Source organism: Sphingomonas phoenicis, from assembly GCF_047238005.1.
Classification (GTDB): Bacteria; Pseudomonadota; Alphaproteobacteria; order Sphingomonadales; family Sphingomonadaceae; genus Sphingomonas.
The window spans coordinates 1,103,816-1,117,608 of sequence record NZ_JBDFMC010000002.1 but is presented as its reverse complement, the minus strand read 5'-3'; the positions used below and the strand labels follow the sequence as shown (position 1 = coordinate 1,117,608).

The 13,793-nt window shown below is 68.1% G+C and carries 13 protein-coding genes; 8 read left to right on the top strand and 5 right to left on the bottom strand.

Annotation, left to right across the window (positions count from 1 at the left end):
- Positions 1-264 precede the first annotated feature (264 nt).
- A complete protein-coding gene (locus tag ABC319_RS06555) occupies positions 265-1,113 on the bottom strand; it encodes an ABC transporter permease (protein ID WP_413069451.1) in 849 nt (282 codons plus the stop codon).
- A 75-nt stretch (positions 1,114-1,188) separates the two neighbouring features.
- On the opposite strand from ABC319_RS06555, the gene ABC319_RS06550 reads away from it, so the two are divergent.
- On the top strand, positions 1,189-1,845 hold the full coding sequence (locus ABC319_RS06550) for a GcrA family cell cycle regulator (RefSeq protein ID WP_413069450.1): 657 nt from the start codon (positions 1,189-1,191) through the stop codon (positions 1,843-1,845).
- Between the two features lie 127 nt (positions 1,846-1,972).
- Here ABC319_RS06550 and ABC319_RS06545 read toward each other — a convergent pair whose 3' ends face one another.
- Positions 1,973-2,818 carry an outer membrane protein gene (locus tag ABC319_RS06545; protein WP_413069449.1) on the bottom strand — a complete coding sequence of 282 codons (846 nt, stop codon included), beginning with the start codon at positions 2,816-2,818 and terminating at the stop codon, positions 1,973-1,975.
- Positions 2,819-2,976: 158 nt separating this feature from the next.
- Between ABC319_RS06545 and parE the strand changes: the two genes are divergently transcribed.
- On the top strand, positions 2,977-4,956 hold the full coding sequence (gene parE / locus ABC319_RS06540) for a DNA topoisomerase IV subunit B (protein WP_413069448.1): 1,980 nt from the start codon (positions 2,977-2,979) through the stop codon (positions 4,954-4,956).
- A 495-nt stretch (positions 4,957-5,451) separates the two neighbouring features.
- On the opposite strand, the gene ABC319_RS06535 is transcribed toward parE, so the two are convergent.
- A complete protein-coding gene (locus ABC319_RS06535) occupies positions 5,452-6,288 on the bottom strand; it encodes a TIGR00266 family protein (RefSeq protein ID WP_413069447.1) in 837 nt (278 codons plus the stop codon).
- Positions 6,289-6,367: 79 nt separating this feature from the next.
- Between ABC319_RS06535 and ABC319_RS06530 the strand changes: the two genes are divergently transcribed.
- The 6 genes from ABC319_RS06530 to queE all read left to right on the top strand — a co-directional run bounded on the left by ABC319_RS06530 (position 6,368) and on the right by queE (position 12,328).
- Positions 6,368-7,444, top strand: coding sequence for a DUF5694 domain-containing protein (locus ABC319_RS06530; protein WP_413069446.1), 1,077 nt, complete (start codon positions 6,368-6,370; stop codon positions 7,442-7,444).
- A gap of 87 nt (positions 7,445-7,531) precedes the next feature.
- Positions 7,532-8,722 carry an aspartate aminotransferase family protein gene (locus ABC319_RS06525; RefSeq protein ID WP_413069445.1) on the top strand — a complete coding sequence of 397 codons (1,191 nt, stop codon included), beginning with the start codon at positions 7,532-7,534 and terminating at the stop codon, positions 8,720-8,722.
- A gap of 46 nt (positions 8,723-8,768) precedes the next feature.
- Entirely contained in the window at positions 8,769-9,686 is a 918-nt protein-coding gene (gene argF / locus ABC319_RS06520; RefSeq protein ID WP_413069444.1) for an ornithine carbamoyltransferase, read from the top strand.
- A 148-nt stretch (positions 9,687-9,834) separates the two neighbouring features.
- On the top strand, positions 9,835-10,761 hold the full coding sequence (hslO, locus tag ABC319_RS06515; protein ID WP_413069443.1) for an Hsp33 family molecular chaperone HslO: 927 nt from the start codon (positions 9,835-9,837) through the stop codon (positions 10,759-10,761).
- Between the two features lie 222 nt (positions 10,762-10,983).
- Positions 10,984-11,682 carry a 7-cyano-7-deazaguanine synthase QueC gene (gene queC / locus ABC319_RS06510; RefSeq protein ID WP_413069442.1) on the top strand — a complete coding sequence of 233 codons (699 nt, stop codon included), beginning with the start codon at positions 10,984-10,986 and terminating at the stop codon, positions 11,680-11,682.
- Between the two features lie 10 nt (positions 11,683-11,692).
- Positions 11,693-12,328, top strand: a complete 636-nt coding sequence (queE, locus tag ABC319_RS06505; RefSeq protein WP_413069441.1) for a 7-carboxy-7-deazaguanine synthase — start codon at positions 11,693-11,695, stop codon at positions 12,326-12,328.
- A 182-nt stretch (positions 12,329-12,510) separates the two neighbouring features.
- Here the strand turns inward: queE and ABC319_RS06500 are convergent, their stop codons facing one another.
- Together ABC319_RS06500 and ABC319_RS06495 are read right to left on the bottom strand one after the other, a co-directional pair.
- Positions 12,511-13,212 carry a hypothetical protein gene (locus ABC319_RS06500; protein ID WP_413071632.1) on the bottom strand — a complete coding sequence of 234 codons (702 nt, stop codon included), beginning with the start codon at positions 13,210-13,212 and terminating at the stop codon, positions 12,511-12,513.
- A 228-nt stretch (positions 13,213-13,440) separates the two neighbouring features.
- A complete protein-coding gene (locus tag ABC319_RS06495; protein ID WP_413069440.1) occupies positions 13,441-13,707 on the bottom strand; it encodes a hypothetical protein in 267 nt (88 codons plus the stop codon).
- Positions 13,708-13,793 lie beyond the last annotated feature (86 nt).

The window sequence follows — 13,793 nt, the reverse complement described above, 5'->3', positions numbered from 1 at the left end:
GAGTGATACAGCCTAGATGGATCACACTTTAACCGGCGCCCAGGAACGCGGAACGCCACACGGACTGGCCTGATCGTCGCGCGCCGGAAGTCAGGCACCGTGCAAAGGCGGCCGTGTCCTACACTCTATCCGATACGCTATATGCCGCCGCACGCTCTTTGACAGTGTCGTGCTTCACCTTCCTCGGCGGCCGTTAGCCTGCGCGCGGTAACGTTCTTGGCCTTACCTTAGCCTTACCTTCCGACCGGCAGCGGTCCGGCGACCTCAGTTCTTCAGCCGCCAGCCGCGCTTCAGCAGGGCGTAGCAGGTCAGCCCCAGCGCCACGTCGATCGCCAGCACGACGATCGCACCGAACATGACCGGCGAATCGGCGATGCCGAGGAAGCCGTAACGGAAGCCGGAGATGATGTAGAAGAACGGGTTGGCGTGGCTGATCGCCCGCCAGGTCGGGGCGAGGGCATCGACCGAGTAGAAGGTGCCCGACAGCAGCGATAGTGGCGCGACGACGAAGTTGGTGACGGCGGCCGCGTGGTCGAACTTCTCCGCCCAGATCGATGTCAGCACGCCGAGCAGGGCGAGGAAGGTCGAGCCGAGGATGCCGAACCACAGAATCGCGAGCGGTGCATGCGGGGTCACGTGGACGCCGGGCCACAGCGCCATCGCCAGCCCGACCGCGCAGCCGACCAGGATCGCCCTTGTCACCGCTCCGCCGACCAGTGCGGCCAGCAGTTCGGCGGTGGAGAGCGGCGGCATCAGGTAATCGACGATCGTACCCTGGATCTTGCCGACGAGCAGCGAGAAGCTGGCGTTGGCGAATGCGTTCTGGAGCATGCCCATGACGATCAGGCCCGGCGCGATGAAATCGGCGAACGGGATCTGGCGCCCACCGACCGGCACGGCGTGGCGACCGCCAAGCGCGACCGTGAAGATGACGAGGAACAGCAGCGTCGTGATCGCCGGCGCCCAGATCGTCTGGAGCTGCACCTTGAAGAACCGGCGCACCTCCTTGATATAGAGCGTGCGTAGGCCGCCCCAGTTGATGTTCCGGATGACGGGCACGCCGGGTTCCCGGTCATATGCCTGAATTTCGCCGATGGGGGGCTGGCTGCTCATCGTCACAGCGCGTAACCGCTGTGGACGCTGGCTGCAATCCGGGCCTTTGATCGGGTGTCTTTGCGAGGAAGTACGATGTCCTGGACCGACGAGCGGATCCACACGCTCAAGACGATGTGGGAGGCCGGGCAGACCGCCAGCCAGATCGCCGACGCACTGGGCGACGGCGTCAGCCGCAACGCGGTGATCGGCAAGGCGCACCGCCTGGGCCTTCAGGCGCGTCCCTCGCCGGTGAAGACCAGCGAGCCGGCCGCGGCCGTGGAAGCGCCTGCGGCGCCCGAGCCCGTCGTCGAGGCGGCACCGGCAACGCCCGCGCCCGAGCCGGTCGAGGAGATCGACGAGGAAGAGGACGAGGTCGCCGTCGAGGCGGCACCCGTGGCGGTGAAGGCGCCACAGCCGATCCTGCGATCTGTCGGGCCGGGCGGGTTTCTGCGCCAGGCTCCCGGCGAGCAGCAGCCGCCGATCGCGCCGGCCCCGCCGCGGCGGCTGGTGCCGGCCAAGCCGGCGCCGGAGATCGCCGGCAAGACGAGCCTGCTCGACCTGAATGACCGCATCTGCAAATGGCCGTTGGGTCATCCGGGGGAGCCGGACTTTCATTTCTGCGGCGAGAAGGTCAATCCCGGCTTCCCGTACTGCGTCGATCACTGCGGCCACGCGTATCAGGCGCAGCTGCCCCGGCGCGATCGTCGGCCGCCGCCGCCATTGCCTTTCGGTGGCCCGCGGGTCCGCTGAACGCGGCTTTCGATCGATAAAGAGACACCCGCCGGGATCGCTCCCGGCGGGTGTCCTCGTTTTCGGATTCGGCGCGCTGCGTCGCAGGCCGGGCTGGGGTGGACCCTGCTAGGGCCCACCCGCCGCCTCAGAAGCGGAACGCCGCGGTGGCGCGGATCGAGTGCCAGCGGAACTTGTCGTCCGAGCGGCGGAAGTCGGTGCCCGCCGTGGTGCCGCCGTTCGCCGCATTGGTGAAGGGGGTGCCGGCCGGACCTGTGACACGGACGCGGTAGTCGTTGTCCTGGTACTGGTGGAACATGTATTCCATGCCGAACGAGATGTTGCGGCCGAGCTTCTGCTCGATGCCGCCGCCGCCCAGGATACCCCACTGGTTGCGCTTGCCGGTGCCGTCGAAGGTGTTGGTCGACTGCGACGAGCGGAAGGCGCGGTCGATCCGGGCATAGCCGGCGCCGAACGTGCCGTAGAACAGCGTCGTGTCGACGGCGTAGCCGGCACGGCCGCGGATCGAGCTTTCCCACTTCACGTTGCGGTACATGACGTAGCTGGCGGGCGTGCCGGAGAAGGCGGTGACGTTGTCGGTGATCTCGGACTTGCCGAATTCGCCGACCGCGCCGACGACGATGTTGCCGCGCTGTGCGTCCATGCCGACGCGGCCGTAATAGGCCCAGCCGTCCTTGTCGTTGCGGCACGATCCGCCGTTCTGGGGCGCCAGCTGGGTGCGGGCGGCGCCGTTGCAGAAGCCGGGCGCGAACGCATTGCCGCCGGCGCCGGTCAGGACGCTGTCGTTGAAGTTGCCGTCGAGATTGCGGTCGAACAGGATGCGCGAGCCAACATCGTTCGACTGGACGTCATAGCCGCCGGCCGCACCGACATAGATGCCCGAGAAAGGAGCGTCCGCAGTCGTCTCCTGCGCCAGAGCGGGAGCGGCAGTGACGGCAGCGAAGGCCGCGCCGGCGAGCATGATCGTACGCATGGGTTCTCCGAGATTGATGCAGGTGTGCGCAGAAACGGGAGAGCGGCGCCGAAATATCCTCCCCGCTGCGCTTTGCCACCTGCATGTGTCTCTTCGGCCACAGCCACGACCGTTGCCCGATGCTGGCGCATGGCGCCGTTTTGTTCCATGATGCGGCCATGTCATCCGACCTGTTCGCGGCGTCGCAGACGCCGACCACCGCATACGACGCCTCGTCGATCGAGGTGCTGGAGGGGCTGGAGCCCGTCCGCCGCCGCCCCGGCATGTATGTCGGGGGCACCGACGAACGCGCACTGCACCATCTGGCCGCCGAGGTGCTGGACAATGCGATGGACGAGGCCGTCGCCGGCCACGCCACCCGGATCGAGGTGACGCTGGAACCCGGCAACCGGCTGACCATCGTCGACAACGGCCGCGGCATCCCGGTCGACCCGCATCCCAAGTTCCCGGACAAGTCGGCGCTGGAGGTGATCCTGTCGACGCTGCATTCGGGCGGCAAGTTCGCGGGGAAAGCCTATGCGACGTCGGGCGGCTTGCACGGCGTGGGCGTGTCGGTGGTGAACGCGCTGTCGTCGGACACGGTGGTCGAGGTGGCGCGCGACCGGCAACTGTATCGCCAGCGCTTCGCGCGCGGGCAGACGCTGGGACCGCTGGAGCATGTCGGCGCGGCACCGAACCGGCGCGGCACGTCGGTGGCGTTCACGCCCGACACCGAGATCTTCGGGCCCGAGCTGTCGTTCAAGCCGGCTCGGCTGTACCGGCTGGCGCGATCGAAGGCGTATCTGTTCGCGGGCGTCGAGATCCGCTGGCACTGCGACCCGTCGCTGGTGGAGGGCGACACGCCGGGCGAGGCGGTGTTCCAGTTTCCGGGCGGGCTGGCCGACCACCTGAAGGAGCAGATCGCCGGCCGCGAATGCGCGACGGCGGAGTGCTTCGCGGGGAGACAGGATTTTCCGGGCGATCAGGGCAGGGTGGAGTGGGCCGTCGCCTGGCCGCTGTGGAGCGACGGCAGCTATAGCTGGTACTGCAACACCATCCCGACGCCCGATGGCGGCACCCATGAACAGGGGCTGCGCCAGGCGCTGGTCCGTGGCCTGCGCCAGTTCGGCGAGCTGGTGAACAACAAAAAGGCCAAGGAGATCAGCGCCGACGACGTGATGGTCGGCAGCGAACTGATGCTGTCCGTCTTCATCCGCGAGCCGCAGTTCCAGAGCCAGACCAAGGATCGGCTGACCAGCCCCGAGGCGGCCGGGCTGGTCGAGAAGGCGATGCGCGACCATTTCGACCATTGGCTGAGCCACAACATGGAGCGCGGCAAGGCGCTGCTCGGCTATGTCCTCGACCGGATGGACGAGCGGCTGCGGCGCAAGGCCGAACGCGAGGTGAAGCGCAAGACCGCGACCAGCGCGCGCAAGCTGCGCCTGCCCGGCAAGCTGACCGATTGCGCCGCCGATTCGCCCGCGGGTACCGAGCTGTTCATCGTCGAGGGCGATTCGGCCGGCGGCAGCGCCAAGCAGGCGCGCGACCGCAAGACGCAGGCGATCCTGCCGATCCGCGGCAAGATCCTGAACGTCGCCTCCGCCACCTCTGCCAAGATCGTCGCCAATCAGGAGATCGCCGACCTGATCCAGGCGCTGGGCTGCGGCACGCGCAAGGAATGCCAGCCCGACGCGCTGCGGTACGAGCGGATCGTGATCATGACCGACGCCGATGTCGACGGCGCGCATATCGCGACGCTGCTGATGACGTTCTTCTTCCAGGAGATGCCCGACCTGGTCCGGCGCGGGCACCTGTATCTGGCCCAGCCGCCGCTGTACCGGCTGACTGTCGGCGCGAAGAGCCTGTACGCGCGCGACGACGCGCACCGGGCCGAGCTGGAGCGGACGGCGTTTCGGGGCAAGAAGGTCGAGGTGGCGCGGTTCAAGGGGCTGGGCGAGATGAACCCGATCCAGCTGCGCGAGACGACGATGGACCCGAAAACGCGGTCGATGATCCGCATCACCCTGCCGCAGGAATATGAGGAGCGGGCAGGGGTGAAGGATCTGGTCGACCGGCTGATGGGGACCAACCCGGCGCATCGCTTTGCCTTCATCCAAGAGAATGCAGCGCGGCTGGACGAGGAAGCGCTGGACGCCTGACGCAGCCGCCCGGTCGCCGTCCTGCACGGGGATGCGGCGGCGCGAATGTTGAGGAAGTTGTGGATTGCGACGGGTTCGGGCCGGGGTGCGGGCCGGGCCGCGGCGACGTGCGTCCGGTAACGCGATCAACGGCTTGCGACGAAGATGTGAGACGTGCGGCGAGATGGTGGCTACCGGGTAAGTTGCGACAGCTTTCCTGTCGCAAGTCGTGCGAAGGTTGTGACAGGAAAGCTGTCGCAAGCGGGCGGGAGCGATCGGGGCGGGATGGGACGCCTGGCGCATCGCCGATCCTTACCCCGGATGGGGTAGTGTAGGACATGCGGGCGACGCGCCTTTCCGTCGTCCCTGGCCCGGGTGCGATGTGCGCGCAAGTCCGCTTCGGCCTGCGCTTCGGCGAACCCGCGATTGGTCGAACAATGCCGGTCGGGCTCGTGGCCCTGGGCTCCTGCTTGCGCAGGAGCACGCAGTTGGAATGCAGCGGTTGCTTGAACGATGTCAGTCGTTGCCGCCGATGAAGTCGCCGAGGCCGCCCAGCGCCGATCCCTCGCCACGGTTCTGGCCGCCACGGCTGCCTGCCGCCGCCATCATCCGGCCGGCCAGACGGGAGAAGGGCAGCGACTGGATCCAGACGCGGCCGGGGCCGCGCAGGCGGGCGAAGAAGACACCTTCGCCGCCGCCGAACATGGTTCGGATCCCGCCGACGGTGACGAGATCGAAATCGACGTCGGGGGTGAGCGCGGCGAGGCAGCCGGTATCGACATGGAGTTCCTCGCCGGGAGCGAGCCGACGTTCGACCACGGTGCCGCCCATCTGGACGAAGACCCAGCCGTCGCCGTCCAGCCGCTGCATGATGAAGCCCTCTCCACCGAACAGCCCGGTCATCACCTTGCGCTGGAAATGGACGCCGATCGACACGCCCCTGGCGGCGGCGAGGAAGGAATCCTTCTGGCAGATCAGCGTGCCGCCCAGATCGCGCAGGTTGAGCGGCAGGATCGAGCCGGGCGTGGGCGAGGCGAAGGCGACGCGCGCCTTGCCGTGGCCATGATGGGTGAAGACCGTGGTGAACAGGCTTTCGCCCGTCACCAGCCGCTTCCCCGCGCCGAGCAGCTTGCCCATGAAGCCACCGCCCTGATCGCTTGAGCCGTCGCCGAAGACGGTGGTCATCTGGATGGCGGCATCCTTCCACACCATCGCCCCGGCCTCCGCCACGGCGCTCTCGCCCGGATCGAGCTCGATCTCGACGAACTGGAGTTCCTGACCCTTGATCTCGAAATCGATATCGTCGGCCACATCTGCGCGGCGGTGATGCGTCCAGGGAGAGGGGGCAGCCATGGCGGTTCCTCAGTGTGTTGACATAATAATACACGGCAGCGATACCGCCGGTCAATCAGGCGATCAAGGGGGGTGTGCGATGCGGTGGTTTCGAATGGCGGCGGGCTTGATGACGGGCATCGCGGCGGCAGGCGTGCTGGCGTTCGCGTCGGCGGCGGCGCAGCGGTTCGATCCCGGTGCGCTGAAGGGCGAGGCGGCCGGGGAGGTGCTGGTGCTGGGCACGGCGCACCTGTCGGGCCTGCCGGCCAGTTTCCGGCCGGTGGACCTAGCGCCGCTGCTCGACCGGCTGGCGGCATGGAAGCCGCAGTTCATCACGACCGAAAGCCTGTCCGGCGCTGAGTGCGAGTATCTGCGCCGCTACGCCCCGCTGCATCCCGATGCCGCCAAGACCTATTGCTGGGACGAGACGCCGGCGCGGCTGGCCACCGGTCTCGACATGCCGGCCGCGACGATCGAGATGGAACGCCTGCTCGCGGCGCTGCCGCCGAGGGCGACGCCGGCCCAGCGGCGGCGGCTGGCGGCGGTGATGCTGGCGGCGGGGGACGGCACCTCGGCGCTGGTACAATGGCTGAGGCTGCCGCCGGCGGAGCGGCGTACGGGCGACGGGCTGACCCAGCCGCTGGCCGACCGGCTGGCCAGGGTCGAGGTGCGCAACAACGAGGATTATCTGATCGCCGCGCCGCTGGCCGCGCGGCTGGGGCTCGACCGCGTCTGGCCGGCCGACGATCATACCGCCGACGACGAGGTCGGCGACGATCCGAAATTCGGCGAGGCGCTGAACCGGATCTGGCAGAACCCGGCATTGACCGCCCGGCGCCAGGCCGACGAGGCGCTGTCGGCGAAGCTGGGGACGCCGGCGGGGACGATGGCGCTGTACCGCAGCTACAATGCGCCAACGGCCGGCCGGATCGTCTTCGACAGCGATTTCGGTGCGGCGCTGAAGGATCGCGGGGCCGGGGAATATGGCCGCCGCTATGTCGGCTGGTGGGAGACGCGCAACCTGCGCATGGTCGCCAATATCCGCAGCGTCATGGCGCGGCGGCCGGGTGCGCGGACGCTGGCGATCGTCGGCGCGTCGCACAAGCCGTATTTCGAGGCGTATCTGGGCATGATGCACGACGTGCGGGTGGCGGATACGATGGCGGTGCTGCGCTGACATTGACGCTGGGCCCCCGGTGCCGGTATCAGGCGGTCCGGGCGGCCTGACACGGGCCGCCCTTTCTCGTTTGGAGGAGGCTCTACCGTGACCATCACGCCGCTCATGCCCGTCTACCCACGGTGCGGGGTGCGTCCGGTCCGAGGGGAGGGTGTCTATCTGTATGGCGAGGACGGGCAGCAGTATCTCGACTTCGCCAGCGGCATCGCCGTCAACGCGCTGGGCCATGGCCATCCGCATCTGGTGAAGGCGATCGCCGATCAGGCGGCGACGCTGATGCACGTATCGAACCTGTATGGCAGCCCGCAGGGCGAGCATCTGGCTGAGCGGCTGGTCGATACGACGTTCGCCGACACGGTGTTCTTCACCAATTCGGGTGCCGAGGCGGTGGAATGCGCGATCAAGACCGCGCGCCGCTTCCATTATGCCGAGGGCAATCCGCAGCGCAACACGCTGATCACGTTCAACAACGCGTTCCACGGGCGGACGCTGGGCACGATCTCGGCGACCAATCAGGCCAAGATGCGCGACGGGTTCGAGCCGCTGCTGCCCGGGTTCAGATATGCGCCGTTCAACGACCTGGAAGCCGCGCTGGCGCTGGTCGACGATGAGACCGCGGGGTTCCTGGTCGAGCCGATCCAGGGCGAGGGCGGATTGATGGTGGGGTCCGACGCGTTCCTGAAGGGGCTGCGCGCCAGGTGCGACGAGCTGGGCCTGATGCTGGTGTTCGACGAAGTGCAGTGCGGATACGGGCGCACCGGCCGGATGTTCGCGCACGAGCATCTGGGCATCGCGCCCGACATCATGGCGGTGGCCAAGGGCATCGGCGGCGGCTTTCCGCTGGGCGCCTGCCTGGCGACCGAACGGGCGGCCAAGGGCATGGTCGCGGGCACGCACGGATCGACCTATGGCGGTAACCCGCTGGCGATGGCGGCCGGCGAGGCGGTGCTGGACGTGATGCTGGCGGACGGGTTCCTGGACAACGTGACCGCGATGGGTGACCGGCTGCGCCAGTCGCTGGAACAGATGATCCCCAACCACGATCACCTGTTCCACGAGGTGCGCGGGCGCGGGCTGATGCTGGGGCTGAAGCTGAAGAGCGACAGCCGCCGCTTCGTGGCGCATTGCCGCGACCATCACGGGCTGCTGACGGTGGCGGCGGGCGACAATGTCGTGCGCATCCTGCCGCCACTGGTGATCGACGAGAGCCATGTGGCGGAATTCACCCAGAAACTGTCCGAGGCGGCGCGGGTGTACGTGCCGGTCGCGGACGACTGATCGGAGCCCCCCTCCCGGCGGGAGGAGGATCTGGAAGGAACGGATGATGCGTCATTTCCTGAACCTGACCGATGCGGGCGGCGATGGCGTCGCCGCGATGCTGGCCGATGCGCTGGACCGCAAGGCGGCGCGCGCCGGCTGGCCGAGGGGGCGGGTCGATGCCGACGCGCCGCTGGCCGGCCATGTGCTGGCCTGCGTGTTCGAGAAGAACTCGACCCGTACGCGCGTGTCGTTCGACATGGCGATCCGGCAGCTGGGCGGCACGTCTATCGTGCTGGACGGCGGCACGATGCAGCTGGGCCGCGGCGAGAGCGTGGCGGACACCGCGCGCGTCCTGTCCGGCTATGTCGATGCGATCATGATCCGCACCGACGAGCATGCCAAGCTGGAGGAGATGGCGCATTACGCGACCGTCCCGGTCATCAACGGGCTGACCGACACGTCGCACCCGTGCCAGATCATGGCCGACCTGCTGACCATCATCGAGAGCGGCAAGGCGCTGCCCGGACTGAAGGTGGCGTGGCTGGGCGACGGCAACAACGTGCTGGCCTCGATCGTCGAGGCGGCGGGGCTGATGCAGTTCGACGTGGTCGCCGCCTGCCCGCCGGGCTTCCATCCCGAGGAGGAGGCGATCGTACGTGCGTCCGGCCGCGCGCGCGTCGTCGCCGACCCGCGCGAGGCGGTGGAGGATGCCGACATCGTCGTCACCGACACCTGGATCTCGATGGGGCAGGACCATGCCGACGCCAAGCTGAAGGCGCTGGGCCCGTATCAGGTCGACAGCAGCTTCATGGCGCTGGCCAAGCCCGATGCGAAGTTCCTCCACTGCCTGCCCGCGCACCGGGGCGAGGAGGTGACGGCGGAGGTGATCGACGGACCGCAGTCGCTGATCTGGCCGGAGGCAGAGAACCGGCTGCATGCGCAGAAGAGCGTGCTGCGCTGGTGCTTCGGGCAGATCGGTTGATCGGGGATCGGCCGGTTCCCAAATAGCGTCCATCGCCTCCCGTCATGCCAGCACAGGCTGGCATCTCTCGCCGCACCGTTTTCATGATGTCGCGAAAGACCCCGGTTCCTGCCGGGGTGACGAGGAGGATCGCGCCGGAGACCTGACCATGACCGACCCGACCCCAATCGCCGCCGACATCGATCGTGCGCTGGGCTTCACCATCCCCGATCGCCATGCGCGCGGGCGGGTGGTGCGGCTGGGCGCGTCGATGCGGGCGGTGCTGTCCGCCCACAACTATCCGCCCGCGATCGAGGCGCTGCTGGCCGAGGCGCTGGCGCTGTGCGCGCTGATCGGATCGACGCTGAAGGACGAGGCGGGGCAGCTGACGATGCAGACCCGGACCGAGGCCGGCGTCGTCCAGCTGCTGGTCTGCGACTATCGCGGCGGCGAGGTGCGCGGGTACATCCAGTACGATGCCGACCGGCTGGCCGAGGCGCCCGAGCAGCCCACGCTGTTCGCGTTGTTCGGGCAGGGATATCTGGCGATCACGTTCGACCTGGCGACGACGGGCGAGCGGTACCAGGGGATCGTGCCGCTGGACGGAGACACGCTGGCGGCGGCGGCGCAGAGCTATTTCGTCCAGTCGGAGCAGATCCCGACGCTGGTCAGGGTCGGGTTCGGGCGGGATGCGGACGGGCGTATCGCGGTCGCGGGCGGGCTGCTGCTCCAGCATCTGCCCGAAGGCGAGGACGGGCGCGAGCGGCTGCATACCAAGCTGGACCACCCCGAATGGGAGCATGTCGCGGCGCTCGGCCAGACGATGGGTGCCGACGAGCTGGCCGATGCCGCGCTGCCGCTGGAGACGCTGGTGTGGCGGCTGTTCAACGAGGAGAGCGAGGTGCGCGTGCTCGCGTCCATCCCGCTGTCGCGCGGGTGCCGCTGCACGCCGGAGCACATCCTGGGCGTGCTGGCCAAGTTCGGGGTCGAGGAGCGGCGCGAGATGGCCGACGATGCCGGGCTGATCCAGGTCGACTGCGCCTTTTGCTCGACCATGTTCCCGGTGGTGGCGGAGACGCTGGAGCCGGCGGCGTGACGGGGCGGGGCGGCCCGTCCGTCCCCCGTCCGCCACGGCTCGACCGATCAGGTCAGATTCCTTAACCTTTTGGTAAGGTTAAGCGGCGCATGACGACTCCCGTGCTCTGAACCGGCACGTTTATCTCCCTTGATGGGCCCATGGCCCACCATATTCCTTCGGGGCCGCGAGCGATCGCGGCCCTTTCTTTTTGGGCGCGGTTGCACTAGCGCGCGGCGCATCATGACACCCAAGAATCCTGCGGTCGCGCTGCTCTCGGGCGGGCTCGACTCGATGGTCGCCGCCGCCCGTGCGCGGGAAGCGGGGTACCGCCTGCTCGCCCTGTCGATCGACTATAACCAGCGGCACCATGTCGAGCTGGCCGCGGCGCGGCGCGTGGCGCATGCGCTGGGCGCCGAGCGCCACGTCGTCATGCCGATGGACCTGTCGGCGTTCGGCGGATCGGCGCTGACCGCGGATATCGACGTGCCCAAGGACGGCCTCGGCACCGCGGAGGACGGCGGCATCCCCGTCACCTACGTGCCGGCGCGCAACACGATCTTCCTGTCGCTGGCGCTCGGCTGGGCCGAGGCGGCGGGCGGGCGCGACCTGTTCATCGGGGTGAACGCGCTGGATTATTCCGGCTATCCCGATTGCCGGCCCGAGTTCATCGCCGCGTTCGAGGGGCTTGCCGAACTCGCGACCAAGGCGGGGGTGGAGGGCCAGCCGTTCCATATCCACGCGCCGCTCCAGCACATGACCAAGGCCGATATCGTGCGCGAGGGAACGCGGCTGAGGCTGGACCTGGGGCTGAGCTGGTCGTGCTACGATCCGGCGCCCGGCGGGCTGCACTGCGGCCTGTGCGACAGTTGCCGGCTGCGCGCCAAGGGCTTCGACGAGGCCGGCGTGGCGGATCCGACGGCCTACGCCGTGCGCCCCTGAGCCACGCACGATGAGCTATGCCGTCAAGGAGATGTTCCTGACCCTGCAGGGTGAGGGGGTGCAGGCCGGGCGGCGGGCGGTGTTCGTCCGCTTCGCCGGATGCAACCTGTGGTCGGGCCGCGAACAGGACCGGGCGACCGCGGTGTGCCGGTTCTGCGATACCGATTTCGTCGGGATCGACGGGCTGGGCGGCGGCCGGTTCGCCGATGCCGCGGCGCTGGTCGCGGCGGTGGCAGGCTTCTGGGGCACCGATCGCGAGCGCCGCTTCGTGGTGCTGACCGGGGGCGAGCCGATGCTGCAGGTGGACGACGCGCTGGTCGCGGCGCTGCATGCCGAGGGGTTCATAATCGCGATCGAAAGCAACGGCACGATCGCGGCGCATCCGGGCATCGACTGGGTGTGCATCAGCCCGAAGGCGGGAAGCGAGGTGGTCCAGCGGCAGGGCGACGAGCTGAAGCTGGTATGGCCGCAGAGCGGCATCGATCCGGCGGCGGTGGAGAGCTGGGACTTCGCCAACCTGCTGCTCCAGCCGCTGGACGAGGCGGGGTCCGGTGGCGCGCACGAGCAGGCGTGCATCGACCTGGTGATGGCACGGCCGCGGTGGCGGCTGTCGTTGCAGACGCACAAGATGCTGGGATTGCGATAGCGGCGGGGGAGCGCGCGATACCCGGATCGGGTTCGGGCTGACGGTGTGTATATGGTCGGGCGGCCATGTGCCGGGTGGCTGGCGCAAGAGGTCCTGCCTTTGCAGGGTCGACCAGGAGCGGTTCGCTGCCGGCACGGCGCGACCGAACCGCCCCCTTCCGGCGAAGGGGGCAGCGCGTGCGGTCAGCGAGCTGCGGCGACCTGCGTGGCGTCGGGGCCCCAAGAGATGGCGCCGCACTTCTTGACGACCCACTCGCCCTTCTTGTTCCAGCAGATCGGATCGAGGCGCGGCAGCGTGACGGGCGTGGCGTTGATGTAGCGGGCAAAGCGCTGCTCGCCGTAAGGCACCAGGCTGTTGCGGAGTTCGCGCATGCGGGCAATCGCGACGTCGCCCAGCTTGCCCCGCGGCGCGAACAGCGCGTCGCGGCCGATCGATCCGGCAGTGCGGCAGAAGCCATATTGCGACGCGACCGTGGCGAAGCTGGAATAGGTGCGGGTGCCGTACTGATCGAGCGCGGCCAGCCCCTCCCGCTTGGTCTTGGCGTTGCGGATGAAATATTTGTTCAGCGTGTCCCACGTCGCCTTCAGCTCGTCCTTGTGGTCGAGCAGCGCGGCATTGTAGTTGCCGACGGTCAGCAATGTCGGTTCGAACTGGCACTGGAGCGCCGCGACGTTGAGCGCGGAGCGCATCGTCCAGACCAGGCTGGCCCGCCGCTCTTCCGGCGTGGCGCCCGGCAGTATCTGGGTGATGCCGGGCTCGTCGCCCTGAACCGGCTCACCCGCATAATCATGATGCTGAAGGAAGAACTGCGCCGAGGCGGGGCCAGCCGCCACCGCCATGCCCAGTACGATCGCGGCCCCCGCCGCCCACTTACCCACGCTAATCACTTGACCCGTCCTCCCCGAGGGAACTTCTTCTGGACGGAATCTAAAGCATTTCCCCGGCCTGTGCAGCCGATTTCGGCATGCGGCGAAGCCAAACCGTTAATCGCATGCGCCCAACCGCCGGTCGCAGCCGTAACGAACGTCATCGCCGGCAACGACAGGCACGCACGAAAAAGGGGCCGCCCGGTCGCCCGGACGGCCCCTTCGTCACGAGTAATCCCTAAGGGATTACATCATGTTGTTGGACATCATCGTGTCGTTCGACATCATCGTGTCGTTCGCCATCATCGTGTCGTTGGCCATCATGCCACCGTTCATGGTGCCGTCGACGGCAGTCATGTTGTCGGTCATGGTGTCCATGCCCTCGGTGGTGTTCATGTCGGTGACCATCGTGTTGTCGGCGGTGGTTTCGGTCTTCGGACCGCAGGCCGCAACGGCCAGTGCCGCGCCGGCGATCAGCGAACCGGTCAGAACCTTGGAGATGATTGCACGCATTGGAAGCTCCCTAGTATAGAGGATTTGGCAGGCTATCGATCGCCCTTTGAAACCCAAATCGTCGTGGACGTTAACCGGATAACGCG

Bases quoted from the DNA above. Each gene is read 5' to 3' on its own strand.
- ABC319_RS06555 (WP_413069451.1), bottom strand. From the start codon at position 1,113: ATGAGCAGCCAGCCCCCCATCGGCGAAATTCAGGCATATGACCGGGAA.
- ABC319_RS06550 (WP_413069450.1), top strand. From the start codon at position 1,189: ATGTCCTGGACCGACGAGCGGATCCACACGCTCAAGACGATGTGGGAG.
- ABC319_RS06545 (WP_413069449.1), bottom strand. From the start codon at position 2,818: ATGCGTACGATCATGCTCGCCGGCGCGGCCTTCGCTGCCGTCACTGCC.
- parE (WP_413069448.1), top strand. From the start codon at position 2,977: ATGTCATCCGACCTGTTCGCGGCGTCGCAGACGCCGACCACCGCATAC.
- ABC319_RS06535 (WP_413069447.1), bottom strand. From the start codon at position 6,288: ATGGCTGCCCCCTCTCCCTGGACGCATCACCGCCGCGCAGATGTGGCC.
- ABC319_RS06530 (WP_413069446.1), top strand. From the start codon at position 6,368: ATGCGGTGGTTTCGAATGGCGGCGGGCTTGATGACGGGCATCGCGGCG.
- argF (WP_413069444.1), top strand. From the start codon at position 8,769: ATGCGTCATTTCCTGAACCTGACCGATGCGGGCGGCGATGGCGTCGCC.
- hslO (WP_413069443.1), top strand. From the start codon at position 9,835: ATGACCGACCCGACCCCAATCGCCGCCGACATCGATCGTGCGCTGGGC.
- queC (WP_413069442.1), top strand. From the start codon at position 10,984: ATGACACCCAAGAATCCTGCGGTCGCGCTGCTCTCGGGCGGGCTCGAC.
- queE (WP_413069441.1), top strand. From the start codon at position 11,693: ATGAGCTATGCCGTCAAGGAGATGTTCCTGACCCTGCAGGGTGAGGGG.
- ABC319_RS06495 (WP_413069440.1), bottom strand. From the start codon at position 13,707: ATGCGTGCAATCATCTCCAAGGTTCTGACCGGTTCGCTGATCGCCGGC.